Here is a 26107-nt window from a genome sequence, read left to right as displayed (position 1 = left end):
GGATGATGTATAAAATTGTCTCTATCCCCGGCGACGGCATCGGCCCCGAAGTGGTAGCCGGTGCGCTCGACGTGCTGAACGCCGTCGCGAAAAAGCACGGCTTTGAAGTTTCGGTCGAGGAGCACCTGTTCGGCGGCGCGTCGTATGACGTGCACGGCTCCATGCTGACCGACGAGACGCTCGAGGCATGCAAGAACTGCGACGCGGTGCTGCTTGGCGCCGTCGGCGGCTACAAATGGGAGAACCTGCCGCACGACAAAAAGCCTGAAGCGGCCCTGCTGAAAATCCGCAAGGAGCTCGGCCTGTTTGCAAACTTGCGTCCGGCGAGGGTGTACGATGCTCTCGTGGCATCATCGACGCTGAAAACTGAAGTGGTGCAGGGCACTGACTTTATGGTGTTCCGTGAACTGACCGGCGGCATCTACTTCGGTCAGCCGAGAGGCTACGACGAAACGCGCGGCTGGAACACAATGGTTTACGAGCGTTACGAGGTAGAGCGCATCGCGCGGCTTGCGTTCGAATACGCGCAGAAACGCGGCAACGCCAAGGTCACCTCGATCGACAAGGCCAACGTACTTGAAGTCTCACAGTTCTGGCGCAACATCGTGCATGAAGTGCACCAGGATTTCCCGGAAATCGAGCTGGTCGATATGTACGTTGACAACGCCGCAATGCAGGTGGTGCGCAACCCGAAGCAGTTTGAGGTGATCGTGACGAGCAACCTCTTCGGCGACATCCTGAGCGACATCTCCGGCATGATCACCGGCAGCCTCGGCATGTTGCCCTCGGCCAGCATCGGCTCGGAGCACGCGCTCTACGAACCGATTCACGGCAGCGCTCCCGACATCGCGGGCCAGAACAAGGCCAACCCGATCGCGACCATTGCATCGGTGGCCATGATGTTCGAGAACAGCTTCAACCGGCCCGAAGTGGCGGCTGACATTTACGCGGCCATCGAAGGCGCGCTTGCTGCAGGCTTCCGCACGGGCGACATCGCCGCAGCGGGCGAGGCGATCTCTTCGACAACAGAAATGACGGCGGCTATCGTCGCCCGAATTTGACGGCGAACAACGCAAAGAAAACGACAGAGCACATGCGGCGGTGAGCCGCAACGAGAAAAGCCGGAGCTCTGCAGGTCTCCGGCTTTTCAGTTTTTGACGGGGCCTGCTAGCCCGGACAAGAAAAAATTCAGACAAGATTATATATCCGATAACGGAATCTTTGAAACCATGGCACAAACGATAACCCAGAAAATTTTCGCCAGGGCTGCGAACCGCAAATTCGTCGATCCCGGCCAGAGCGTATGGCTCAATGTCGATGTTCTCTTGACGCACGACGTCTGCGGCCCGCCGACCTTCGATATCTTCAAGCAGGAGTTCGGCCCGAACGCCAAGGTGTGGGATCCGTCGAAAGTGGTGGTGCTTCCCGACCACTACATCTTCACGGCCAACGAGCACGCGCACCGCAATATCGACCTCTTGCGCCAGTTCGCCGCCGAGCAGGGCTTGCCGAACTACTATGATGTAGGCACCGACCGCTACCGCGGCGTCTGCCACGTCGCGCTGGCCGAAGAGGGCTTTAACCTCCCCGGCACCGTGCTGTTCGGCACCGACTCGCACACCTGCACCTCGGGCGCATTCGGCATGTTCGGCTCCGGCATCGGCAACACCGACGCAGCCTTCATCCTCGGCACCGGCAAGCTCTGGGAGAAGGTGCCTGATTCGATGAAGTTCACCTTTGAAGGCCAGATGCCCGAGTACCTGACGGCCAAAGACCTGATCCTCCAGATCCTCGGCGACATCACCACCGACGGCGCGACCTACCGCGCCATGGAGTTCGATGGCGAAGCGGTCTATTCGCTGCCGATCGACGAGCGCATGACGCTCTGCAACATGGCCATCGAGGCGGGCGGCATGAACGGTATCATCGCTGCCGATGCGGTCACCGAAGCCTTCGTGAAGGCGCGCACCAGCAAGCCGTACGAAATCTTCACGAGCGATCCCGACGCGCAGTACCACAGCATGTACCGCTACAACGTCGAAAAGATGGAGCCGATCGTCGCCAAGCCGCACAGCCCGGACAACCGCGCCACCGTGCACAGCGTGGCCGGAACGCCGATCACCAAATCGTACATCGGCTCCTGTACCGGCGGCAAGCTGACCGACTTCAAGCTCGCAGCGAAGATTCTCAAGGGCAAGAAGGTGGCGGTCACAACCAACATCGTCCCGGCAACCGTGCTCGTGGCATCGCAGCTCGAAACCGAGATGTACGATGGCCAGACACTGCGCCATATTTTCGAGGAAGCTGGCTGCAACATCGCCCTGCCATCGTGCGCGGCGTGTCTCGGCGGCCCTTCGGACACGGTCGGGCGCTCGGTGGACAACGACGTCGTCGTTTCGACCACCAACCGCAACTTCCCTGGCCGCATGGGCAGCAAGTTCGCGAGCGTCTATCTGGCCTCGCCGCTGACTGCGGCAGCCTCTGCCATAACGGGCAAACTCACCGATCCGAGAGATTTCCTCTGATCGAACGAAGCAAATGACAAGGAAAACACAGCATCATGGATACCATCATACAAGGTAAAGCCTACGTTCTCGGCAAGAATATCGACACCGACCAGATCATTCCCGCCGAGCACCTGGTCTACAGCCTCTCCGATCCGGAAGAGGTGAAGATGTACGGCAAATACGCGCTCTCCGGCGTTCCGATCGACCAGGCGGGACTTCCGGAAGGCAATATTCCGTTCGTCGAAGAGGGTGAGTTCACCTCGCCATACTCGATCATCATCGCCGGACCCAACTTCGGTTGCGGCTCGTCGAGAGAGCACGCGCCCTTCGCGCTGAAGGTCGCCGGAGCCAAAGCGATCATCGCCGAATCCTACGCGAGGATTTTCTACCGCAACTGCGTGGACGGCGGTTTTGTTATTCCCTTTGAGACGGCGCAGCCGCTCAACAAGTCGATCATGACCGGCGACGAGCTGTCGCTCGACATGGAGAACAACACGCTGACCAACCTCACGCAGAACATCACCTACGAGCTGCGGCCGCTGGGTGACGTGATCAATATTGTGCAGGCGGGCGGCATCTTTGAATACGCAAGGAAAAACAACCTCATGGCTTCGACTGAGGCATAAGCAAAAGCATGGTAATAGAACTGTATGACACCACCCTGCGTGACGGTACGCAGGGTGAGCACATCAATCTTTCGGTACAGGACAAGCTCTTGATCGCCGAGCGGCTCGACGAGTTCGGTGTGGACTTTATCGAAGGCGGATGGCCGAGCAGCAATCCGAAGGACGAAGAGTTTTTCCTTAAAGCACGGAAGCTGAACCTGAAACACGCCCGTCTGACGGCGTTCGGTTCGACGGCGCGTTCGCTCGACAATGTCGAAAATGATCCAAACCTCGTCGGCCTTGTCAGATGCGAAGCTCCAGTGCTCACCATTTTCGGAAAAACCTGGAAAGCCCACTCAGTCAAAAGCCTGGGCATTTCGGATGACGAAAACGCCGAGCTGATTTATCGTTCTGTAAAATTCCTTGTCGAATCAGGCCGCGAGGTATTCTTCGATGCCGAGCACTTTTTCGATGGCTGGAAGGATAATGCAGGGTTCGCCGAACGGATGATCGCAGCGGCTGTCGATGGCGGCGCAAGCCGTGTCGTGCTGTGCGACACCAACGGCGGCACGCTGCCGCACGAGATCGCGGCAATCGTCACGCGGGTGCGTGAGATCATCGGCGTGTCGGTGGGCATCCACGCGCACAACGACAGCGACCTTGCCGTGGCCAACTCCATCGAGGCAGTCAGGGCAGGCGCAACTCAGGTGCAGGGCACGATCAACGGCATCGGCGAGCGCTGCGGCAACGCCAATCTGGTGAGCATCATCCCGAACCTCATGCTCAAGCTTGGCGCGGAGTTCAGCCATGTGCAGGATTTGAAATCGCTGACCTCGATGTCGAAGTTCGTCTATGAAATCCTGAACCTCCCGCCTGACTCCAAGGCGCCGTTCGTGGGCAAATCGGCCTTCGCACACAAGGGCGGCATCCACGTCAGCGCGGTGATGAAGGAGAGCTCGCTCTACGAGCACATCGACCCGATGCTGGTCGGCAACCGCCAGCGCGTGCTGGTCTCGGAGCTGGCCGGGCAGAGCAACATCCGCTACAAGGCGCAAGAACTCGGCATTTCGCTGCCAGAAAAGGGCGAAGTGTTCAAGAATCTGGTCAACCACGTCAAAAAGCTCGAACACCAGGGCTACCAGTTCGACGGGGCTGAAGCCTCCTTCGAGCTGATTCTGCGCCGCGAGCTGGGCCAGTTCAAGCCCTATTTCGAGGTACTCGAATCAAAGGTGGTCATCCAGAACGGGCAGGAGATCAAGGCGGTCGATCAGGCCGTGATGAAGGTGATGGTCGGCGATGAAACCGAGCAGACGGTCGCGGACGGCGACGGCCCGGTCAACGCGCTCGACAAGGCGCTCCGCAAGGCGCTGCTGCACTTCTATCCGGATATTCGCATGATCAGACTGATCGACTACAAAGTGCGCGTGCTCGAAGAAAAAAGCGGTACGAGCGCCAAGGTGAGGGTACTCATCGAGAGCAGCGACGGCCAGAACAGCTGGGGAACGGTCGGTGTTTCGACCAACATCATCGAAGCGAGTCTTCAGGCGCTCAACGACAGCATCAACTACTACCTGTTCTACAACCAGTCGAAAGCGGCCGCAACGGCTCCAGCCAGCGAGGCCCTGAATAGCTGAAAACGACTTTTAGTGCTGCCGAAAATGTCGGCAGCACACCCATCTCTGCTTGCAGCTATCGCCCCGTCAGGCTTATCTTGAGCATATTATTCACTCCTGCCCCCTACAGGAAACATCATGCGCATTCACGACATCGATCCCGACAATCGTCCGAGGGAGCGGTTTCTCCGTTCCGGCAAGGAGTCCCTCAGCCCGGCGGAACTGCTGGCGCTTATTCTCCGCTCCGGCACAGCGGGGCTGAATATCATTGACACCTGCAACAAGCTCATCTCGGAGCACGGTCTCGAACGCCTCGCTGACCTGTCGATTCAGGAGCTGCAGAAAACGCCGGGCATCGGCGAAGCCAAGGCAATGCAGATTGCGGCAATCTTCGAGCTTCAGCGACGACTGCACTTTGCACGCAACATGAACCTGAAAGTAAAGGGCGCGCGTGACGTGTTTGAGTACATGAAAGGAAGAATCCCGGATGAAACCAAAGAGCATCTGTTCGTGCTTTTCCTGAGCACGAAAAACCAGATTCTGAGACACGAAACCATTACCATCGGAACACTCACCGCTTCGCTCATCCACCCGAGAGAGATATTCAAGGCGGCGATCCGCGAAAGTGCTCACTCGATCATTCTGGTGCACAACCATCCGTCAGGCGACGTGCAACCGAGCAACGCCGACAAACAGGTCACGTCGATCCTGAAAAAGGCCGGAGACCTTCTCCAGATCGAATTGCTCGACCATGTGATCGTTGGAAACAATGACTGGTTCAGCTTCAGGGATCACGCCCTGCTTTGAAGGGTTTTGACCCGGTAAACTCTCGAAAGAATTACGATCTCAAAATCGTAGTTTCTGCATTTGGTCTGCTGGATCAAAAAAAAGAGATTGTTGGAAAATAGGTGGAAGGACAGCAGCTGAAACGGCTTACTGAGGCAAGGAATTGAATTCGCCCTGAACCCCAAGCCTTACCGCTGGATTCTCAACGCCGGAAGCCACGGTAGCTGCGGAAACAGAAAGTTCACGAACATTTTTGGCCTGAAGACCTTTCTGTGTCTTATCAAGATCATATTCCACGTCAGCATCCTGATTGAGGACCTTGAAGCTCTGATCAGAGATGATCGACGAAAAATGGACAAAGATGTCTTCCCCGCCATCAGGGTTCAGAATAAAACCGTACCCTTTTTTGCCATCAAACCATTTGACTTTACTTTTAGCCATGATGACGACATTCGATGGTTAATGTTAACAAAATAAAAACATCAGTTTATTGTTTAATATAGATTATTGCGTCATATAACGCAATAATATTTTCGCTTTAAACACACCAAATACAAAACATATAATTTAATTCTCAAATTAGTCATGAAACATATACTCCTGATCACCGGCGCAGGAAAAGGCATTGGCCGCGCTATCGCGCTCGAATTTGCCCGAGCCGCCAGACACCATCCCGACTTCGAACCGGTGCTCGTGCTCTCTTCGCGCACAGCGGCAGACCTCGAAAAAATCTCTCTTGAATGCCGTGCCGAAGGTGCCCTGACCGACACCATCACCGCTGATATCTCCGATATGGCTGATGTAAGGAGGTTAACCACACACATTGTTGAGCGCTATGGTCACATCGATTGTCTGGTGAACAACGCCGGGGTTGGCCGTTTCGGAGCACTGAGCGATCTGACCGAAGAGGATTTCGACTATACCATGAACACAAACCTGAAAGGGACCTTTTTCCTGACGCAGGCGCTGTTCGCCCTCATGGAACGTCAGCACTCGGGACATATTTTCTTCATCACCTCGGTGGCCGCGACAAAAGCTTTCAGACACTCGTCGATCTACTGCATGTCCAAATTCGGCCAGCGCGGCCTGGTCGAGACAATGCGCCTGTACGCCAGGAAGTGCAACGTGCGTATCACCGACGTCCAACCGGGAGCGGTATATACGCCGATGTGGGGTAAAGTTGACGATGAGATGCAGGCCCTCATGATGATGCCGGAAGACATCGCGGCTCCGGTAGTACAGGCCTACCTTCAACCATCGAGAACGGTGGTCGAAGAGATCATTCTGAGACCAACATCGGGAGATATTCAGGACGATTGAATGTGATGGTGCTGGTCGCTGTGGGCAAAATGGACAAAGAGCTCTTTTCATTTCATAATCCATCCGTTTCCATTCTCCGTTGTCAATTATCAATTATCAACTATTCCTCTTATCTTCCGGTTCTTGAACCACAACCAACGAACAGCTTTATACCATCATGAGCCTCAAGGAAAGAATCGATCAGGAGCTGAAAGAAGCCATGAAAAGCGGCGACAAGATTCGCCTCAACGCCATCCGCTCTATCCGGGCCGCCCTGCTGGAAAAGGAGGTTTCCATCCGGGTTGGCGGCAAAGGCGAACTGAACGAGGAGCAGGAGCTTGAAGTGTTGATGGGGCTGGCAAAACGGCGGCGCGACGCCATAGAGCAGTTCACGGCGGGCAACCGCCCCGACCTCGTCGAAACCGAGGCAGCCGAACTGAAAGTGCTCGAAGAGTACCTGCCGCAGCAGCTTTCCGACGAAGAGGTCGAAGCGGCCATCCGCGAGATCATCGCGCAAACCGGCGCGACGTCGATGAAGGAGATGGGCAAGGTGATGGGCCTCGCCATGAAAACCCTCAAGGGCAAAGCCGATGGCGGCAAAGTCCAGAACCTCGTGAAATCGCTCCTCTCAGCCTAACCCACATTCTCCGCAAGATATATGCTCGACATTACTTACATCCGCCAGAATCCGGATGATGTCAAAGAGATGCTGCGCCGCCGCCAGCAACAGGGCGATGCACCGAAGGTTGACCGTCTGCTCGAACGTGACGCCGAACGCAAGGCGATGGTGCAACGCACCGACGACCTCAAGGCGCTGCGCAACCGGGTATCGAAAGAGATCGCCAACATCAAGCGCACCGGACAGGGGTCGGCCGACGAGCTGATCGGCCAGATGAAACAGGTCTCCGACGAAATCGCCGATCTCGATCTGGCGCTCTCGGCACTCGAAGCCGAGATTGAAGAGCTGCTGCTCACCCTGCCGAACAAGCTCCACAAAAGCGTGCCGGAAGGGCGCTCGGCAGAGGAGAACGTGCTCTACAAAGGGCCGGTTTCGTTTGAGCACAATCTGGACTTCCCTGTTAAGAACCACCTCGAACTTGGCAAGAGCCTTGGCATTCTCGACTTCGAGCGCGGCGCGAAGATCAGCGGCGCAGGCTTCCCGGTCTATACTGGTAAAGGCGCAAGGCTTGAGCGAGCGCTCATCAACTTCATGCTCGACACGCACAGCGCAAACCACGGCTACACCGAGGTGTTCCCGCCATTCATGGTGAACCAGGAGTCGCTGCGCGGCACCGGCCAGTGGCCGAAATTTGCCGACCAGGTCTATCACATGCCGGAGGACGGGCTGTACGCCATCCCGACAGCCGAGGTTCCCGTGACCAACCTGCATCGCGGCGAGATACTCGATGCCGACAAATTGCCAATCGCATACGCCGCCTACTCGGCCTGCTTCCGGCGCGAGGCGGGAAGCTACGGCAAGGACACGCGCGGCTTCCTGCGGGTTCACCAGTTCAACAAGGTGGAGATGGTGCGCTTCACGCGGCCCGAAGCGTCGTACGAAGCGCTCGAAGAGATTCTCGGCCACGCCGAAGCAATCCTCGTCGCCCTGAAGATTCCCTACCGCGTCATCACGCTCTGCAGCGGCGACATCAGTGCCAACGCCGCCAAGTGCTACGACATCGAGGTGTGGTCACCTGCCGAGAACAAATATCTCGAAGCATCGAGCGTCTCGAACTTCGAAGACTACCAGGCGCGCCGCTCGAACATCCGCTTCAAGCCCGACAGCAAATCGAAACCGGAGTTCGTGCACACCCTCAACGGTTCAGGCCTGGCCACCTCGCGCCTGATGGTCTCGCTGCTCGAACACTACCAGACCGCCGACGGCAAGCTTATGGTGCCGGAAGCGCTAAAGCCTTACACGGGATTTGAGATCATTGAGTGAAGGTGGACGTTGTGAACTGATTGAACGAGGTGGGCAGGATACAAAAGAAGAGGCGCGGCAAAATACCGCGCCTCTTTCATTATCAACTATCAATTGTCAACTATCAACTGCCTCTTGAACTCGCAGACCATGCGGCTGACGGTCTCGGTGTCGATAAGAAAGGCGTCGTGGCCATAGGGTTCGTCAAGGAAAAGCAGGCGTGAGCCGGGAATGAGGCGGGCAAGTTCCTCCTGCTCCTGCCTGGGATAGAGCACGTCCGAGTCGATGGAGAGAATCTCGACCGGCATCTTCAGCGCTCCGAGCGCCGCTTCGTAGGAGTCGCGTCCGCGCCCGAGGTCGTGCATGTCCATCGCTCTGGTGAGCGTGATATAGGTGTTTGCATCAAAGCGCCCAACCAGCTTGTCGCCCTGGTGACGCACGTAGCTTTCGGCTTCGAACAAGCCGTCCTCGCGCTGCTTGCGGCCAAAGCGTTGCTGGTAGTTCTCGAAGCAGCGGTAGGTGCACATCGCCATCATCCGCGCGGCGGCAAGTCCTTTGCGTGGCTGCACCTCCGGATCATACCAGCCATCTTGCCACTCCGCATCGGCGGCGATAGCCTGCCGCTGCGCCTCGCTCTGCGCGATGCACCACGCCGAATGACGACCCGAAACGCCCATCGGCATCAGCGCCCCGGCCATTTCGGGATACATTGCGCCCCATTCGAGCACCTGCATCCCGCCAAGCGATGCACCAACGATGAGCCGGATCCGGTCGATGCCGAGCGAACGAAGCAATAATCGCTGAACATTCACCATGTCGCGAATGGTAATGCGCGGAAAATCGGGACCGTAGTGCCTGCCACTCAGCGGATTCACCGACATCGGCCCGGTCGTTCCGTAGCAGCTTCCAAGCACGTTGCTGCATACGATGAAGTCCCGAGTCTCGTCGAACGCCCGTCCCTCACCGAACATGCCGCACCACCAGCTGTCGGCGTCGGCGTTGCCGGTCAGCGCGTGGCAGACCAGAATCACGTTGCTTTTCTCTGCGTTTAGCGTACCCCAGGTACGGTAAGCGACCCTCACTCCGGGCAGCTCCCCTCCCAGTTCGAGCTGTAACGGCTCGTTCGATTCAAAATATTGTGTAGTGTCGGAAATGATCGATCTATGGTCCATCCGGGTCATGCTAAATTCTCGAAAGCCTGGCTGAAATCAGCCTTGATGTCATCGATATGCTCGATACCAACCGACACGCGCACCATATCGGCGGTGACGCCCGCCGATACCTGTTCCTCGGCGCTGAGCTGCTGGTGCGTCGTCGATGCCGGATGAATGACGAGCGTTTTTGCATCACCCACGTTGGCCAGGTGGCTCGCCAGCTTCACGCTGTCGATGAACTTCACCGCGTTTTCATAACCACCCTTCACGCCGAAAGTCAGCACGCAGCCGAAGCCATGCGTGAGATATTTTTTTGCCAGGGCGTGTGTCGGATGGCTTTCGAGGCCTGGATAGTTCACCCACGCAACCGCATCGTGCCTTTCGAGCCAGCGGGCCAGTTCAAGCGTGTTGTCGAGGTGGCGCTGCACGCGAAGCGAGAGCGTTTCAAGTCCCTGCAACAGCATGAAGGAGTTGAACGGGCTGATCGCCGGGCCGAAATCCCGCAGTCCCTCGACCCGCGCCCGGATGATAAAGGCCAGCTCGCCGACCGCTTCGTAGAATTTCAGGCCGTGATAGCCTTCCGATGGCTCGGTAAAGAGCGGAAACTTGCCGTTGCCCCAGTCGAACGTTCCGGCATCGACGATGATGCCGCCCATCGAGGTGCCGTGCCCGCCGATCCACTTGGTGGCCGACTCGACCACGATCGACGCGCCGTGATCAATGGGACGGCAGAGATAGCCCGCGCAGCCAAAGGTGTTATCGACGATCAGCGGAATGCCGTTCTCACGGGCAATCTTCGCGATAGCGTCGAAATCGGGCACATGGAACGCCGGATTGCCGATCGACTCCATGTAGAGCGCTTTCGTGTTCTCGTCGATAGCCTTGCGGAACGCCTCCTGATCGTTGCCATCCACGAACCTCACCTCGATGCCGAGGCGCTTGAAGGCGACCTTGAACTGGTTGTAGGTGCCGCCGTAGAGATAGCTCGATGACACAATGTTGTCTCCAGCCTGGCAGATGGTGGCAATAGCGATGAACTGCGCCGAGTGGCCGCTCGCCACGCCGAGGGCCGCCTTGCCCCCTTCGAGCGCCGCCATGCGCTTTTCGAGCACGTCGGTGGTCGGGTTCATCAGGCGCGTGTAGATATTGCCCGCCTTGCGAAGCGCGAACAGGTCAGCGCCGTGCTCGGCGTTCTCGAACACGTAGGAGGTGGTCTGGTAAATGGGCACGGCGCGCGATCCGGTCACCGGATCAGGCTCCTGCCCGGCGTGAACCTGCAAGGTCTCGAACCGGAAGGTGTTATCCTCACTCATGGCAAATGGTACAAGGTTGAAGCGCTCGATCCGTAGTGCGCGGTCGGGGTCAGGAGGTATGTGCGGGAAGCATCAAGTGAGGTATGAAATCAGCAGGAATGCATACATCATCTTTCCCGGATTTCCTCCGGGATGGATTTGGCACCGCTCATGTGGAATGAAGGTTGCCAAGGCTTCGCAGGGCCAGTCCCTCCGCCTTTCTGGATGATAGCTCGAAATCTGAAAAAGAACGTTCAAGTTTCAGGAATCTACGACAGATGATACTATTTTACAAGACGCTGCTACCTGCTTTCAGTAAAAACAGTCGTCATCCTCCTTATCCATGACCGCACGTGAACTCGCCCTTCGTGTTTTGCTCGAACTCGACGGTATGCGCAAATCCGAAGAGCTGCTCAACCGGATGCACGAACACGCCGGCCTCGGCAAGAATGACCGTGCGCTGGCAAAAGAGCTGGTGGCTGGAACGCTGAAGTACCGGCTTCAGTGCGATTTCATCATCGCGCGATTCTACCGGCACGACTACGCCAAAGCCGCCACCGTACTCAAGCACATCCTGCGCCTCGGCGTCTATCAGCTTCTGCGCCTCGACCGTGTGCCAAAATCGGCGGCGGTCAACGAATCGGTCAAGCTCGCCCGCAAATTCAAGGGCGACCATCTGGCCAGGCTGGTCAACGGTCTGTTGCGCAACATCTCGAAAGCGACCATCGATCTTGACGCATGGACGGCTGAGATGCCGGAGTCGAAACGCCTCTCGATTCTCTACTCCTTCCCGGAGTGGCTCGCCGCCCGCTGGCTCATGCGCTACGGCCCCGACGCGACGCTCGCGATGCTCGCGCACGGCAATCTGCCGCCTGCTACCGGCTACCGAATCAACCGGCTCAAGGCCAATCCCGAAACGCTGCTGGCGAGGCCCGAACTTTCGGACGCAAAACGAGTTGCGGACGCAGATGGACTCGATCGATTCTTCTTCTCCAAGCAGTTCGCCCTGCTCGAACCGCTGCTCAAGGAGGGACTCGTCAGCGTGCAGAATCCGGCGCAAGGGCAGGCCTGCCTCATGGCCGCACCAGAGCCGGGCAGCACGGTGTTCGACATGTGCGCCGCGCCGGGGGGCAAATCGACCTTCATGGCCGAACTGATGGAGAATCGCGGGCGCATCATCGCGCTCGACCGTACCCCCGCAAAAGTCGCGCGAATCGCCTCGAACGCATCGGCACTCGGCATCACCATCATCGAACCGCGCGAAGGCGACGCGCTCACTTTCGATCCGGGATGCGCGATGGACACCATCCTGCTCGACGCGCCGTGCACCGGCACCGGCGTCTTGGGCCGCCGCGCCGAACTTCGCTGGCGGACGACGCCCGAAAAGCTGCGGGAGCTTGCCGCGCTGCAAGCTGCGATGCTTGACCGCGCCGCCTCGCTGCTCCGGCCCGGCGGCGTGCTGCTCTACGCCACCTGCTCGGTCGAGCCAGAGGAGAACGAGCTTCAGACCGAAGCGTTCCTGAAACGCCACCCGGAGTTCATCGCCGAAGCGTCGCGACTGACGCTGCCCGGTTCGCACGAGGGCTTCGACGGCGGCTTCGCCGCACGGTTCCGCAAAACGGAGGGGTAAAGATGCCAGAACGCGAGGAGCCGTGGCGGAAAACGCTCGAAACCTTCCTGAACTACCTGACCCTCGAACGCAATTTTTCGGGCAACACGCGCGCCTCGTACCTGAACGACCTTGGCCGCTACCTTGCCTGGCTGCACGAGTGCGGCGTCAAACCTGAAGAGGCCGCGCCGGGCGACATCCGGAAATTCATTCAGGAGCTGCATGAGATCGGCCTCGAAGCGAGTTCGATCGCCCGGAACATCTCTGCTATCCGCTCCTTCCACAAATTCCTGCTGACTGAGCGGCTCGCGACGATGAACCCCGCCGAGAACATCCACCAGCCGAAACTCGCCCGCTACCTCCCCTCAGTGCTGACCATCGAGGAGATGGCTACGCTGCTCGACGCCCCGCTCAAGCGGCATCCGACTAGCACTTTCATGCTGCGCGACAAGGCGATGCTCGAATTTCTCTACGCCACGGGAGTCCGCGTCAGCGAACTGCTGGGGCTCAGCCGACTGAATCTGCACATGGATGACGGCTTCGTGCGGGTCTTCGGCAAAGGATCGAAAGAGCGGCTTGTACCCGTCGGCCAGACGGCCATCTCGTGGATGAAACGCTACCTCGACGAGCTGCGCCCCGGCATGATGAGCGCAACCTCGCACGACACTATTTTCCTGAACTCGCGAGGCGGCCCGCTCTCGCGCATGGCTGCGTGGAACATCGTGCGTGAGCACGCAGTCATCGCAGGTATTGAAAAACCGATCAGCCCGCACACCTTCCGCCACTCCTTCGCCACCCACCTGCTCGAAGGCGGCGCAGACCTGCGCGTTGTGCAGGAGATGCTCGGCCACAGCTCCATCATCGCCACCCAGATCTACACCCACATCGACCGCTCGTTCATCAAGGAAGTGCACAAAACATTCCACCCGCGGGGATAATAAATTCGGAGAAAAGGAAGGGCAAGCAGTGCCCCCTCTTTCTTAATTCTCTTCACCCTTTCATCACCCCTACCGGTACGAGCCTCACCACTTTTCGGGCGATGCCTGCCGAGACGACAGTGCTGACCACTTCGCCGATATCCTTATAGGCGGCGGAAGCCTCCTCGGCGAGACCCTGCATCGAACCGGCCTGCACGGAGACGCCGATCGCTTCGAGTTCCTGCCTGAGCTGGCTGCCCTGCACCATGTGCTTGGCTTTCGTCCGCGACATGCGGCGGCCTGCACCATGGCATGACGAACCGAAGCTTTCGTGCATCGAGGCCAGCCCGCCTTCCAACACGAACGAGGCCGTGCCCATGCTGCCGGGAATGATCACCGGCTGGCCGACAAACGCGCGGGTCGCGCCCTTGCGGTGCACGAGGAGCTGGCGGCGATGGCCGTCGATTTCGTGCGTCTCGACCTTGGCGATGTTGTGCGCCACGTCATAAACCACGCGCAACGGATCGTCGCCGACGACCGCGCGCCACGCCTGCCGAATCTCCCAGGTGATGAGCTGGCGGTTCGCCCACGCGAAGTTCGCGCCCGCCGACATGGCGCTGAAGTACTCCTGCCCCTCCGGCGAGCAGAACGGCGCACAGGCAAGCTCCCGATCGGGCACCTCGATGCCGTATTTCGGCATGGCGCGGTTCATGACACGGATGTAATCGGTGGCGATCTGGTGGCCGAGACCGCGCGAACCGGTGTGGAGCTGAATGACGATCTGCCCCTCGAACAAGCCCATGCGCACGGCGGCCTCCTGATCGAAAATGGCATCGATCCGATCGATCTCCACGAAATGGTTGCCCGTGCCGAGCGTGCCGAGCTGATCGCCACCCCGCTGCTTCGCGTACTGTGAAACCTTCGACGGATCGGCCACATCGATCACGCCTCCGGACTCGATATGGCCAAGGTCTTCCGGTTCTCCGTAACCAAACGCCACCATGCGGGGCGCACCATCACGAAGAATCTGCTCAAGCTGTTTCGATGAAAAGGTGATCCGGTTTCCATGCCCGACGCCGGAGGGAACCTGCCGGTAGATCTCTTTGACGAGATCGGGAATCTTCTCGCGAACACTCTCGAAAGGCTGGCTGGTTGCCAAGAGACGCACGCCGCAGTTGATGTCGTAGCCGATACCGCCGGGCGAAATGATGCCCGCATCGGGGTCAAACGCCGCCACGCCGCCAATCGGAAAGCCGTAACCCTCGTGAATGTCAGGCATCGCCAGCGCAAAACCGACAATACCCGGCAGCGTGGCGACGTTGACGAGCTGCTCCAGCGAACGATCGGCGAGAATCTGCTCCAGCATCGCTTCGGATGCGTAAAAACGCGCGGGCACCCGCATGTCGCTGCGGTACGAACGCGGAATCTCCCAAAGCCAACCGGAAATCTGCCTGATTGCCGACCTCTCCATCTCGCCTCCGTTGGTTTCATTCATCGTTTTCACCGGGGAAAACAGAGAACCAATAGCCGCAGGTAAGCGTTCCAGCGAAACATCCCTGAAGCACCTCAACCACTCGTTATCATGATGTCACGATCAATCCAAAACCCTCTGGCTGCGCTTGTTGCACTGCTGATGCTCATGCCCGTCATGCTCCGGGCTGGCCAGAAAGGAGAAGCCATGACTTTTGAACTGACCTCAACGGCATTCCGGAACATGGGCGCGATCCCGGCGCTCTACACCTGCGAAGGCAAAAACATCTCGCCGCCGCTAACCTGGAAAAACATCCCCAAAGGCACGAAAAGCCTCGTGCTCATCGTGGACGATCCCGACGCACCAGACCCGGCAGCCCCGAAATTCACCTGGGTACACTGGGTGCTCTACAACATTCCACCGGGAAAAACAGGATTCGCCGAAGGAGCCGGAAACCACCCCGCCGAGACCGAAATGCAGGAAGGATTCAACAGCTGGAACCGTGGCGGCTACGGCGGCCCCTGCCCGCCCATCGGCACACACCGCTACTTCTTCAAGCTCTACGCGCTCGACACCGTCATTGACGACCTGCTCTCCCCACTCAAAGCCGACGTGGAAGCTGCCATGCAAGGCCATATTCTCGGCGAAACCGTGCTGATTGGAACGTACAAAAAGAGGGGCAAGTGACGGTGTGGACGAAAAAAATGAATGGAAGAGCGAGATATTCCCCCTCTTCCATTCATCATTTATAATGCTCAACTCTTCTTCCTGTGCCCCTCGAACTCGATGTGCAACGCTGAAAGCGTGAGGTTGACGTCAAAAAGGAAAAAGATAAGCGAACCGATCAGGCTGACCATGCTGACGATGAAGACTATCGAGGCCAGCAGCGGCACATCGATCTGCAACAGGCTGGTCAGGAACAGCAAAATAATGAGCGTGGCCGCGCCCAGGCAGCTTGCCACGGCAAGCATGATCGCGCTCCGCACATAACGAGCGCGTCGCCAGAGCACGTCGATCTCGCGGTCGATGCGGGCGCGGTCAACGCCGAAAAGCTTGTCGGCCTCGTCAAGCAGCTCCCGCGAACGGTCGATGACTCTCGACAAGCGGTTGGTCATGGTAAGAAGAAGCAGGCCAATACCTGAGATGAGAATAACCGGGCCGATGGCTGTTTGCAAGACAGGAATGAGTTCTTTAATGGTCGTAATCGTCATGAGCATTTTGAACATTATTCAGATTCAACCCGATAGAGTTCGTTCGATACGAGGTCGAGCCGGTCGCCGGGTTTCGGGATGAGCGCTTCGACCGAAAGTTCATCGCGCAGAAAGCCTTTGAACGACTCCTTCACGCCCTCCTCGCCATGCACAATCATCACCTGCGGAGAACCCTCCCGGCTCTTCAACCAGCGCAACAGATCGCTGCGGTCGCCATGCGCCGACAGGCCGCCGATGGTGTGCAGTTGTGCGCGAACCCGGTAGCTCCGCCCGTGTAGCCGAACCTCCTTGCGTCCTTCCACGATCTCCCGACCAAGCGTCCCTTCCGCCTGGAAGCCGGTGATGATGATGTGGCACTCGGGCCGCTCGATGTTGCGCTTCAGGTGGTGCACGATGCGCCCGCCGTTGCACATGCCGCTTCCGGCGATGATGATCGCGCCCTCGCGGAGTTCGTTGATCTTCATCGACTCCTCCACCCTGCGGGTCAGGTGCAGGTTGCCGACGGGCGGCATACCGCGCATGTGACGGCGGAACAGGCGGGCCTCGGCGTCCCATAACTCCTCGTGCAGCCAGTAGATACGGCTTGCTTCGATGGCCATCGGGCTATCGAGGAACACCTGCCATTGCTCCAGCTCCCACTCGCGGTAGTGCTCGCCGAAAAGGTAGAGCAGCTCTTGGCTGCGGCCAATCGAAAAGGCGGGAATCAGAATGTTGCCGCAGTCGCGCCGCGAGGTTTCGATGATCTCGCCGATCTCCTTCACGGTGCTGTCAAAATTGCGGTGCAATCGGTCGCCGTAGGTGCTCTCGACGAGCACTACGTCCGCGTAGGCGATGGCGTCGGGATTGTTCAGAATCGGCGAATCGTACTGCCCGAGGTCACCGCTGAAAACGAGTGTACGGGTGGCGTCGCCCTCCGTGATTTCAAGCTTGACGAACGCTGAGGCGAGGATGTGCCCCGCATCGAGCAGCGTCACGGCGATGCCGGGCAGAACCTCGCGCCGCTCGCCGTACCTGACGCCCTCCATCTGCCTGACGCAGCGCTGGGCGTCATCGACCGTGTAGAGCGGCTCGTCGTCGCGCTGACCGTGCTTTCGCATGAAACGGGCATCGTTTTCGGACAGCGTCGCCGAGTCCCGAAGCAGAATCTCGCACAGCTCGATGGTGCCGTGATGGGTGTAGATCGGCCCACGAAAGCCACGATTGACGAGCAGTGGTAGGCGACCCGAGTGATCGATATGGCCGTGGCTGAGCACCACGGCATCGATTTCGGACGGCTCGAACGGAAACGGCTCGCGGTTCAGCGCCTCGACCTCGCGGCTCCCCTGCACCAGCCCGCAATCGAGCAGCACCGTGTAACCGGCAGCCCTGAGGATATGGCAGGAACCCGTCACCCGCCGCGTCGCCCCGTAAAACTCGATCTCCATATCGCAACTCCCTGTTTTCGTGAACCGGATCACCGGCAGACTGGATGCGAAAAGTACTTATGATTAAAATGTATGCGCTGTGGGGTGAAAAGCAAAAGAGCCCGACGCGGCAGGACTCATCGCGTCAGGCTCTTTCAAATCGTGAGCTGAAGAAAACGCTCAGTCCTTCATGCGCTTCTTTTTGGTGCCGGTAAAACCGGTGAAGAACGCACCATCATCTTTTTTGCGCTTGCCTCCGCCCGAGGGCTTGCCGAAGCTCTTCTTCTTGTCGCCGCCGAATCCACGGTCACCACTACGATCTTTTCCAAAGCTGCGATTGCCACTGCGATCACCGCCAAATCCACGGTCGTGCCGGTCGCCGTAGCCACCCTGATGCTCATCCATTTTCGAGACCCTGAGCTGGCGTCCGCACACCCGGACCTTTTTCAGCTCCTGGAACACGTCGTTCGGCATTCCGGCAGGCAGTTCAACCGTGCTGTACTGGTCGTTGATGACGATCTTGCCAACCGCTTCGGGATCGAGACCGATCTCGTTGATGATCGCTCCAGCGATGTTGCCCGGTTTGACATCGTGAACTTTACCAACCTCGAGCCGATAGGTTTCCCGCTTCTCGTCCGAGTACAAACCACCCTTGCTCTGCCTGCGCGGCTCGCGCTCTTTACGAAAATCGTCACGGAACGAATCGCGTCCATGTTCTCGGTCGTAGCGCGGCTCCCGCTCTTCGCGGCGAACCGGTCGTTCGCGCTCAGGTTTCGCGGAAAGCAGGAATGGCTCGTCGCCCTGCAACAGCTTGGCCAGCGCAGCGGCGGCTTCGAGTTCGGAAACGTCGTGCTCCTGGCAGTACTGCCCGATCAGGCCGATGTAGAATTCGAGGTCTTCGGCTCCAACTGTGTCGGTGATGCGCTGTTTGAACTTCGCGATGCGCTTGTCGTTGACGATCTCGGTCGAGGGCAGCTCCATCAGCTCGATGCGCTTGCGCGTGGCTCGCTCGATAGCGAAGAGCATCCCGCGCTCTCTCGGAGAGACAAACAGGATCGCCTCGCCACTGCGTCCGGCGCGTCCGGTCCTGCCGATGCGGTGCACGTAAGACTCGGTGTCGGTCGGAATGTCATAGTTGATAACGTGGCTGATACGCTCAACATCGAGGCCGCGAGCGGCAACGTCGGTGGCGATAACGATGTTCAGCGTGCCGTCCTTGAGCTGCTCGATGGTGCGTTCGCGGGCCGACTGCACCATGTCGCCATTCAGCGCGGCAGCGGCGTAACCGCGAGCCTGAAGCTTTTCGGCAAGTGCCACGGTCTCGGTTTTGGTACGTACGAAAATGATGATGCCGTCAAACGGCTCCACTTCAAGGATTCGGGTCAGGGCATCGAGCTTGTGGTGGCCGCCGACCATCCAGTAGCGCTGGCGGATGGTTTCAACCGTGGTGGTCTTTGTCTGAATCGTGATTTCGGCCGGAGCCTTGAGATACTTGCGGGCGATGCGTACAATCGGCTGAGGCATGGTGGCCGAAAAGAGCGCCACCTGACGGCTTTCAGGCGTCTGGTCGAGAATCCACTCGACATCGTCGATAAAGCCCATGCGCAGCATCTCGTCGGCCTCGTCAAGCACGAGGCACTTCAGGTTGTCGAGGTTCAGCGTGCCCTTACGCATGTGATCCATCACGCGGCCCGGAGTGCCAACCACCACATGCACGCCGCGCTTGAGGTTGCGGATCTGCACGCCGTAATCCTGACCGCCATAGATCGGCAGCACGTGAAAGCCCGGCATGAACTCGGCGTAAGTGTGAAACGCCTCGGCCACCTGGATCGCCAGCTCACGGGTCGGAGCGAGCACAAGCGCCTGCGGATCGGTGGCAGAAAGATCGATATTCGAGAGGACTGGCAAGGCAAACGCCGCCGTTTTGCCGGTGCCGGTCTGGGCCTGACCGAGCACATCACGACCTTCAAGAAGCAGCGGAATGGTGCTGGCCTGAATGGGGGTTGGATTTTCATAACCGACCGCTTCGAGGGCCCGAAGCAGGGGTTCAGCCAGTTCAAGGCTGCGGAAATTCACGGAATTGTCTTGCTGTTCGCTCATGGTTGGTTCGTTCATTGTCTCCTTCCGGGTCATTGATAAAAAAGTGGCTGCCATCAAAAGAAAGTCACAACAGGCAATTCGAGATACATTCGATGGTCAATGCTGATCCCGACCAATCGGGAGAAAATCCAGCATTCTCGACAAGTCACAACAAGCGACTGATCTAAAATACGTCAAGGGATTTATTCAGACTCTTGGTCCGGCAACGCCAGACCCGGAATGACTATGGACGCAAGCAAATGCAACCTCAAAAACACGTTCAGATTGTACTTCTGAGACAATCTCAGGAGTGGTTGCAATGCTGGAAAGAAGAGAAATGAAGAGGGGGTAGTCTCACATCAATCATGCAGCAGACCCTGAGTCTGCCATCGATCCATCACAATCAGCGGAAAAACGCGGCCCTACTGGCCATCCGGATTTCCAACTCTTTCTTGGCATTATCACCACAACAAAAATCGAATTGTATAGTACGATTTTATCCGGCCAAAGACGAATTAATTTTTTAAGCCGATACCGGCGGCGGCATCGACCCAACCACAGATTTTCCGCCAAGCCCAAAACGGCAGAGTTCGCGGTAGTGCGCGCCACCAGGTTTGAGAATTGATTCGTAAAGGCAGATCGTGTCGAGTGTACCGTACCACAACACTGTTTCGCGAAGTGTGTGCGCTCCCATCGCCTTGAAATCGTGCGAGTTGAAGCGAGCTATGGTCAGGTGCAGGAGGAATGATTTGCGCGGTTCGCCCGGTGCTCCGACTGGAGCACGCAGACTGCGGGCAAACTCCGGCATCCCGGCAGGCGCTTTGCCCGTCGCCCAGATGAGGCGTGGACGACGCGGATCGGGACCAAACGAGACGCGTTCGAACGAGACCTCGAACGGCGCTTGCCGCGCGGCTTCCCCGCTCAGCGCCCGGCAGACCGCATCGACATTGAGGCACTGCCACGGCGGCACCATCGTCAGATGCAGATTCTCCGGCTTCACCCAGCGCACTCTCAACCCGGAGTGCCCCTGCCGGAACTCCCCGACTGCCTCGGCAAGCTCCCGGCCCACGGGCAACCCGGCGAATACTCGCCTGCCCTCCATCAGATATCCATCAACAGGATTGCCAACCACGAACCGTCAGCCCGCTGCTCGACCTTCGCGCCATGCCAGGTTACGGCCTTGATTTCATTCCGCGCGCCGGAAATCGCCCTGCCGAGAAACGCGCCTTCGATGAACTCCTCGCCGCTCGAGCGGATCGAAAGCGCGCCGTAAGCTTCGCGGTAAATCTGCGACAGGGCGAGCGCTTCGTTGAGCAGATCGACCAGCAGTGCTACCCGGTCAGGCGCTTCGATCCGGAACGGGCGTTCAACCGCACTATTTTTCCACTCCGGCCCGATCCACTCCGTCATGGCGCACAAAGCCTCGCCCAACAGTTCCGGATAACTACCCGCAGTCACCTCGAAACAGAGGTCGGCGGTATGATCAAGCTGGCGATGCGGCATGTTCAGGAATCTCCGCAATGGATCGTTTGACAGACCTTTACACAAGCAATATACGCAACCCAACGCCTTGTCGCATTTTAGGCACCTCGAAAAAGTGTCGTGAGCGAACGGGGAGCAAGTTTTTCGAGGTGACCTTTTTTCTTACCTTGAGCAAAGCCTTGACCAATTCAACGAACCATGGCCTCACTCGCCCTCGCCGCATACCGGTTGCTCTCCCCGCTTCAGCCGAATCTGCTGCGGCTTTTGTCGTCGCGCAAGCCGAGACTGAAGAGCTTTCTGGATGCGCGAGAAAACCTGTTCGAGGAGCTTGAAGCGCGCCTGCATGCGCTGCCGGAACCATCGTGCCGTTTGTGGATTCACGCCTCGTCGGTCGGCGAATTCGAGCAGGCCCGCACGATCATCGCCGAACTCCGAGCGCAGATTCCGGACATGGACGTCGCGGTTTCGTTTTTTTCCGACTCCGGTTACGAAGCGCGCAAGCACTACCCCGACGCGGCGGCGGTCTTCTACCTGCCGCTCGACACGCCGGAGAACGCCCGGAGACTGGTCGATATGATCGGCGCGGACATCTTCATGCTGATGCGTTACGACTTCTGGCCAAACCACCTCGAAGCCATCAGAAAAAGCGGAGCGCGAATGATACTCGCCGCTGCCGCGCTCCCGCCGGGTTCGCCCTATCTCAAGCCCTGGCTCAGGGGACTTTACCGGGACCTCTTTTCGCTGTTCGACGCCATCTACACCATCGACAGCAAAGATCGCGAAATGTTCCTGAACCAGTTCGCCTGCAAGAACGTCTTCACCGCCGGCGATCCGCGATTTGACCAGGTCGTCGAACGGCAGAAAAAAAGCGACGAGCGGGCGGCGAAGCTCAAGCCGCTGTTCCGCGACAGGATGGTGCTTGTCGGCGGAAGCACCTGGGAGCCGGACGAGGCGATTCTGATCCCCGCGTGGCTTTCGCTCCGCCAGAAGCTCAGCCTGGTGCTGGTGCCGCACAAGGTGGATCGACCGAACATCGAGCGCCTGCTAAACAACCTGCGGCAACAGGGCATCAAAGCGGTGACCATTTCGGAGATGGATGAGCAATTCGACCCCGCACAGCAGGTGCTGGTGGTTAACCAGACCGGCTACCTCGCCGAACTCTACACCATCGCCGCTATCGCCTACGTTGGCGGGGGCTTCGGCGTGAACGTGCACAACACCATCGAACCCGCAGTCCACGGCATTCCGGTGCTCTTCGGCCCGCGATACGGCAATTCGCCCGAAGCCACCGGACTGATCGAAGCCGGAGCGGCCACGGTCATCACCGATGAACCGGAACTCCGCAAAGCCCTGAGCGCTTTGGTCGAGGATGCCGGGCATCTGAAGCATACCGGAGCAAAATCCAGCAGCTTCGTCAACGCCCGGCTCGGAGCCACCGCGATTATCGCCAGGGATATAGCACAGCATTGCCGGACGAAATCGTGATTTCCGTATATTCCGTACATATCTGACCACTTGACAAAACACCGCGAACCATGTTAAGCAGAATCCAAAGTCTCTACCTCTTCATCGCCGCGCTGCTCGCTTTCGGCAGCATGGCCTTCCCGTTCTGGACCTTCACGACCGACCACGTCATTCTTTTCGGCGACTTCATGGATGTGCAGGGCGCAGGATTGATCGTCACCGCCGGAAGCATCGGCGGCGGCATCCTCTCGCCGCTCACCGGCATCGTGGCGCTGGCAACCATCTTCCTGTACAAGAACCGCAAACTCCAGCAGACGCTCATCACGCTCTGCTTCGTACTCTTTGCCGCCGACCTGCTAGCCGGTCTCGCGGGTGGGCACTTCCTGAAGCAGTATCTCGAAACGAAAGCCTCATCGGTGAGCTTTGCACCCGGCAGCGGTCTCTTTATGCTGCTTCCCGAACCGGTACTCTTTTGGCTTGCCTTGCTCGGCGTCAAGAAGGACGAAAAAATCGCGACCGCGTACAAAAGGCTCTGACAAATGCACATCGTTTTTTCGACCGGCGACATTCACGGCATCGGCCCTGAAATCATCCTGAAAAGCGTGCTCGCGCTGCCTTCGGGAGAGGACACCTACATGGTTGCCGGATCGTTGAAAGCGCTCGAATTCTACCGTGACCTGCTCGGCTTGCCAGTCGAGTTGCGGCGAATCGAGGGGCCGGAGGCCATCGCGAAAATCGCGGCGGAGCCGGGCGTGCTGCACGTCCTGAGCGTCGCCGAGCCGGACTTCATTCAGCCCGGCTCGCTCTCGAAAAGCGCGGGCGAGATCGCCATGCGCTCGCTCGAAACCGCCGCCACGTTGTGCCGTGACGGCATCTGCGACGCGCTCGTCACCGCGCCGCTGCACAAAGAGGCAATTGCGCTCGCCGGGTACCGAAACACCGGCCACACCGATTTCCTCGCCGGATTTTTCGGCGTCTCGTCGCAAATCATGCTCTTCGTCGATCCCGTCTCCGGCCTCAAGGTCGCACTGGCGACGATCCACGAACCGCTCTCGATGGTGCCGGAGCTGGTGCGAACGATGGATATGGACGGCTTTTTCACCACGCTCGCCGGATCGATGCAGCGCGACTTCCGGCTCGAATCGCCAAAAATCGCCGTGCTCGGCCTCAACCCGCACGCCTCGGACGGCGGCGTCATGGGCAATGAAGAGACAACAGTCATCCGTCCGGCAATCGAGCGGCTGGCGGCGTCGATGCAGATCGACGGGCCGTTTCCGGCGGACGGCTTTTTCGGCGCGAAACGCTACCGGAATTACGACCTCATCGTTGCCATGTACCACGACCAGGGGCTGCTTCCCTTCAAGGTGCTCGCCTTCGACACGGGCATCAACGTCACGCTCGGCCTGCCCATCGTGCGCACCTCGCCCGACCACGGCACCGGCTTCGACAAGGCGGGCAAGGGTACAGCCTCCGAACGCAGCTTTCTCGAAGCCGCCAAACTCGCCGCAACCATCGCAACGAACAGAACGCAAACCACAGGGTAACCCATGATCGCTTTCGTCAACGCAGACCTCGACATCAGAAAAAAGCCCATTTTCAGAAACCTGAACTTCACCATCCAGCCCGGCGAACTGGTGTATATCGTCGGACGGAGCGGCAGCGGCAAAACCACGCTGCTCAAATCGCTCTACATGGAGATCAAACCGGTGAAAGGGGAAGTGATTGTCAACGGCTTCAGCTCAAGGAAAATCAGGAAAGGCAAAATCGCCGTGCTCAGGCGCAAGCTTGGAATCGTCTTTCAGGACTTCCGGCTCCTCGAAGACCGCAACGTGTATGACAACCTTGCCTTCGTGCTCAAGGTGACGGGCACCAAGCATTCGCTCATCAAGGAGAAGGTGATGACCGCCCTGAAGGAGGTCGGTCTCGAACAGGCCGCCAAGGAGATGCCGCAGAACCTCTCCGGCGGCGAGCAGCAGCGCGTGGTGATCGCCCGCGCGCTGGTCGGCGATCCGGTAGCCATCATCGCCGACGAACCGACGGGCAACCTCGATCCCGAAACCTCGATTGAAATCCTCGAATACCTGAAAAAGATCAACGCCAAAGGGATCAGCGTCATCATTGGCACCCACGACTACGATCTGGTGCGTCACCACCCATCGCGCACGCTCATGATCAAAGACATGAACCTCGTCGAATGCACCATCGAACCCGCGCCTTCGGGCACCTGCTGGCATCCGGTTCCGAAGCAGGCAGCTGTGGCGTCGTAATCGACGGGGTGTTGCGCGGAACCGATACTCTCTGTAGGGGCAGACCTGCGTATCTGCCCTTCGCACTCACTCTCCGCTGTACGCAATCCCAAGGTTCCCCAGCCAGTCGATAGCGATGGCTTGCAGCGCCTCGTTGCGAAAAGCGCTCCACGCTTCAACAACGCCAAACGCATCCACCGTGCTCCTGATGCGCATGGAGGCTCCGCGCCCCTGAATGCTTCTCAGCAAGCCGCGACGCAATTCGTCATTTTCAACCGTCTGGCAGAAGCGTCGCATAATTGAACAGTCATTGATGTCGAACTGATCCGGCAGTTCGCGGTAATCGCCGGAAAGCAGCGCCTCCCCGGCTTCCCGCACAAGCGCCTCCTCGCGCGCCCGGACAGCGCTACCCAACTCCACCGCATCCAGCGCATCGCGGCTAAAGGTCACAATCCGACCCGTCCTGATATTCAGAAACGCCCGTCGCTCTTCATCAGGCTGGTCTATCGCATCGACCACATCTTTCAGGCGGATAACAAAATTCATGTTCGTTGAATTCATAAAATGATTGCTGTCTTTAACCAAATGCTGGAGGCGTTCTCACCCGTTCCCTGCGATGTCTTCGTCCCACAGGTCGGGGCGTTCGGCGATGAAGGCGTCCATGAGGCTTCGGCACCCTTCGTCGTCGAGAAGCGAGACTTCGACACCGTGCTCGCGCAGAAATCCAGCGTTGCCCTTGAAATTCCGGTCTTCGCCCACGACGACCCGCCCGATGCCGAACTGGACGATTGCGCCTGCGCACATCATGCAAGGAGAGAGCGTCGTGTAGAGCGTCACGGTGTCGTACCGGGCACAGCGGCCCGCCTTGCGGATACAGTCCATCTCGCCGTGGGCAATCGGGTCGCCCTGCTGCACGCGCTGGTTGTGCCCGGCGGCAAGCACCTTACCATTTTCGACCATCACCGCCCCGACGGGTACGCCGCCCTCATCGTAGCTCTTCCGGGCCTGTTCGAGGGCCAGCGCCATGAATTCGTGGTCTCTGTTCATC

The 26107-nt window shown here is 58.6% G+C and carries 26 protein-coding genes and 1 riboswitch; of the genes, 15 read left to right on the top strand and 11 right to left on the bottom strand.

Annotated elements, in window-relative coordinates; translation table 11 throughout:
- Positions 1-5: 5 nt before the first annotated feature.
- The 5 genes from leuB (at position 6) to radC (ending at position 5532) form a co-directional block, all read left to right on the top strand.
- Entirely contained in the window at positions 6-1061 is a 1056-nt protein-coding gene (leuB, locus tag AYT24_RS02880) for a 3-isopropylmalate dehydrogenase (protein ID WP_164927220.1), read from the top strand.
- A 168-nt stretch (positions 1062-1229) separates the two neighbouring features.
- Complete coding sequence (locus AYT24_RS02875; RefSeq protein ID WP_010932301.1) at positions 1230-2525, top strand: 3-isopropylmalate dehydratase large subunit; 1296 nt, start codon at positions 1230-1232, stop codon at positions 2523-2525.
- Between the two features lie 35 nt (positions 2526-2560).
- Positions 2561-3133 carry a 3-isopropylmalate dehydratase small subunit gene (locus tag AYT24_RS02870; protein WP_010932300.1) on the top strand — a complete coding sequence of 191 codons (573 nt, stop codon included), beginning with the start codon at positions 2561-2563 and terminating at the stop codon, positions 3131-3133.
- An 8-nt stretch (positions 3134-3141) separates the two neighbouring features.
- On the top strand, positions 3142-4746 hold the full coding sequence (gene cimA, locus AYT24_RS02865) for a citramalate synthase (protein WP_010932299.1): 1605 nt from the start codon (positions 3142-3144) through the stop codon (positions 4744-4746).
- Between the two features lie 117 nt (positions 4747-4863).
- Entirely contained in the window at positions 4864-5532 is a 669-nt protein-coding gene (radC, locus tag AYT24_RS02860; protein WP_010932298.1) for a RadC family protein, read from the top strand.
- 126 nt (positions 5533-5658) lie between these two features.
- Here radC and AYT24_RS02855 read toward each other — a convergent pair whose 3' ends face one another.
- On the bottom strand, positions 5659-5952 hold the full coding sequence (locus AYT24_RS02855; RefSeq protein ID WP_010932297.1) for a cold-shock protein: 294 nt from the start codon (positions 5950-5952) through the stop codon (positions 5659-5661).
- A gap of 144 nt (positions 5953-6096) precedes the next feature.
- Between AYT24_RS02855 and AYT24_RS02850 the strand changes: the two genes are divergently transcribed.
- From AYT24_RS02850 to serS, 3 genes are all read left to right on the top strand, one after another.
- Complete coding sequence (locus tag AYT24_RS02850) at positions 6097-6831, top strand: SDR family oxidoreductase (protein ID WP_010932296.1); 735 nt, start codon at positions 6097-6099, stop codon at positions 6829-6831.
- Positions 6832-6988: 157 nt separating this feature from the next.
- Entirely contained in the window at positions 6989-7447 is a 459-nt protein-coding gene (locus AYT24_RS02845) for a GatB/YqeY domain-containing protein (RefSeq protein WP_010932294.1), read from the top strand.
- 21 nt (positions 7448-7468) lie between these two features.
- On the top strand, positions 7469-8752 hold the full coding sequence (gene serS / locus AYT24_RS02840) for a serine--tRNA ligase (protein WP_010932293.1): 1284 nt from the start codon (positions 7469-7471) through the stop codon (positions 8750-8752).
- Positions 8753-8841: 89 nt separating this feature from the next.
- On the opposite strand, the gene metX is transcribed toward serS, so the two are convergent.
- On the bottom strand, positions 8842-9912 hold the full coding sequence (metX, locus tag AYT24_RS02835) for a homoserine O-acetyltransferase MetX (RefSeq protein WP_010932292.1): 1071 nt from the start codon (positions 9910-9912) through the stop codon (positions 8842-8844).
- Positions 9909-11198 carry an O-acetylhomoserine aminocarboxypropyltransferase/cysteine synthase family protein gene (locus AYT24_RS02830; protein ID WP_010932291.1) on the bottom strand — a complete coding sequence of 430 codons (1290 nt, stop codon included), beginning with the start codon at positions 11196-11198 and terminating at the stop codon, positions 9909-9911. Before AYT24_RS02830 ends, metX begins: the two co-directional genes overlap by 4 nt.
- Positions 11199-11302: 104 nt before the next feature.
- A riboswitch (SAM riboswitch) is annotated at positions 11303-11409 on the bottom strand.
- Between the two features lie 111 nt (positions 11410-11520).
- Between AYT24_RS02830 and rsmB the strand changes: the two genes are divergently transcribed.
- A complete protein-coding gene (rsmB, locus tag AYT24_RS02825) occupies positions 11521-12807 on the top strand; it encodes a 16S rRNA (cytosine(967)-C(5))-methyltransferase RsmB (RefSeq protein WP_010932290.1) in 1287 nt (428 codons plus the stop codon).
- Positions 12808-12809: 2 nt separating this feature from the next.
- A complete protein-coding gene (gene xerD, locus AYT24_RS02820; protein WP_010932289.1) occupies positions 12810-13724 on the top strand; it encodes a site-specific tyrosine recombinase XerD in 915 nt (304 codons plus the stop codon).
- 52 nt (positions 13725-13776) lie between these two features.
- Here the strand turns inward: xerD and AYT24_RS02815 are convergent, their stop codons facing one another.
- A complete protein-coding gene (locus AYT24_RS02815) occupies positions 13777-15174 on the bottom strand; it encodes an RtcB family protein (protein WP_010932288.1) in 1398 nt (465 codons plus the stop codon).
- A gap of 207 nt (positions 15175-15381) precedes the next feature.
- Between AYT24_RS02815 and AYT24_RS02810 the strand changes: the two genes are divergently transcribed.
- Complete coding sequence (locus AYT24_RS02810) at positions 15382-15861, top strand: YbhB/YbcL family Raf kinase inhibitor-like protein (protein ID WP_164927219.1); 480 nt, start codon at positions 15382-15384, stop codon at positions 15859-15861.
- Between the two features lie 68 nt (positions 15862-15929).
- Here the strand turns inward: AYT24_RS02810 and AYT24_RS02805 are convergent, their stop codons facing one another.
- The 5 genes from AYT24_RS02805 to AYT24_RS02785 all read right to left on the bottom strand — a co-directional run bounded on the left by AYT24_RS02805 (position 15930) and on the right by AYT24_RS02785 (position 21388).
- The gene (locus AYT24_RS02805; RefSeq protein ID WP_164926892.1) at positions 15930-16385 is read right to left on the bottom strand and encodes a DUF2721 domain-containing protein; all 456 of its coding nucleotides are present in this window, start codon (positions 16383-16385) and stop codon (positions 15930-15932) included.
- Between the two features lie 14 nt (positions 16386-16399).
- Complete coding sequence (locus AYT24_RS02800) at positions 16400-17809, bottom strand: MBL fold metallo-hydrolase RNA specificity domain-containing protein (protein ID WP_010932285.1); 1410 nt, start codon at positions 17807-17809, stop codon at positions 16400-16402.
- Positions 17810-17968: 159 nt separating this feature from the next.
- Positions 17969-19888, bottom strand: coding sequence for a DEAD/DEAH box helicase (locus AYT24_RS02795; protein ID WP_164926891.1), 1920 nt, complete (start codon positions 19886-19888; stop codon positions 17969-17971).
- 502 nt (positions 19889-20390) lie between these two features.
- Positions 20391-20999 (bottom strand): RNA 2',3'-cyclic phosphodiesterase, encoded by a 609-nt coding sequence (gene thpR, locus AYT24_RS02790; protein WP_226986850.1) that lies wholly within the window; start codon positions 20997-20999, stop codon positions 20391-20393.
- Positions 20969-21388, bottom strand: coding sequence for an archease (locus AYT24_RS02785; protein ID WP_226986849.1), 420 nt, complete (start codon positions 21386-21388; stop codon positions 20969-20971). Before AYT24_RS02785 ends, thpR begins: the two co-directional genes overlap by 31 nt.
- A 159-nt stretch (positions 21389-21547) precedes the next feature.
- Here AYT24_RS02785 and AYT24_RS02780 point away from each other — a divergent pair, with 159 nt between their 5' ends.
- From AYT24_RS02780 to AYT24_RS02765, 4 genes are read left to right on the top strand one after another with little or no spacing between them, the layout of a single operon-like run.
- On the top strand, positions 21548-22834 hold the full coding sequence (locus AYT24_RS02780; RefSeq protein ID WP_010932280.1) for a 3-deoxy-D-manno-octulosonic acid transferase: 1287 nt from the start codon (positions 21548-21550) through the stop codon (positions 22832-22834).
- 50 nt (positions 22835-22884) lie between these two features.
- Entirely contained in the window at positions 22885-23349 is a 465-nt protein-coding gene (locus tag AYT24_RS02775) for a DUF4293 domain-containing protein (protein WP_010932279.1), read from the top strand.
- A gap of 3 nt (positions 23350-23352) precedes the next feature.
- The gene (gene pdxA, locus AYT24_RS02770; RefSeq protein WP_010932278.1) at positions 23353-24357 is read left to right on the top strand and encodes a 4-hydroxythreonine-4-phosphate dehydrogenase PdxA; all 1005 of its coding nucleotides are present in this window, start codon (positions 23353-23355) and stop codon (positions 24355-24357) included.
- A gap of 3 nt (positions 24358-24360) precedes the next feature.
- Positions 24361-25080, top strand: coding sequence for a cell division ATP-binding protein FtsE (locus AYT24_RS02765; protein ID WP_010932277.1), 720 nt, complete (start codon positions 24361-24363; stop codon positions 25078-25080).
- A 66-nt stretch (positions 25081-25146) separates the two neighbouring features.
- Here AYT24_RS02765 and AYT24_RS02760 read toward each other — a convergent pair whose 3' ends face one another.
- The gene (locus tag AYT24_RS02760) at positions 25147-25605 is read right to left on the bottom strand and encodes a UPF0158 family protein (protein WP_226986848.1); all 459 of its coding nucleotides are present in this window, start codon (positions 25603-25605) and stop codon (positions 25147-25149) included.
- Positions 25606-25659: 54 nt separating this feature from the next.
- Positions 25660-26106, bottom strand: a complete 447-nt coding sequence (locus AYT24_RS02755; protein WP_010932275.1) for a nucleoside deaminase — start codon at positions 26104-26106, stop codon at positions 25660-25662.
- Between the last annotated feature and the right edge of the window lies 1 nt (position 26107).

Origin of the sequence: Chlorobaculum tepidum TLS, assembly GCF_000006985.1 — a bacterium.
Lineage (GTDB): Bacteria > Bacteroidota > Chlorobiia > Chlorobiales > Chlorobiaceae > Chlorobaculum > Chlorobaculum tepidum.
This window is presented reverse-complemented; position numbering and strand designations above follow the sequence as displayed.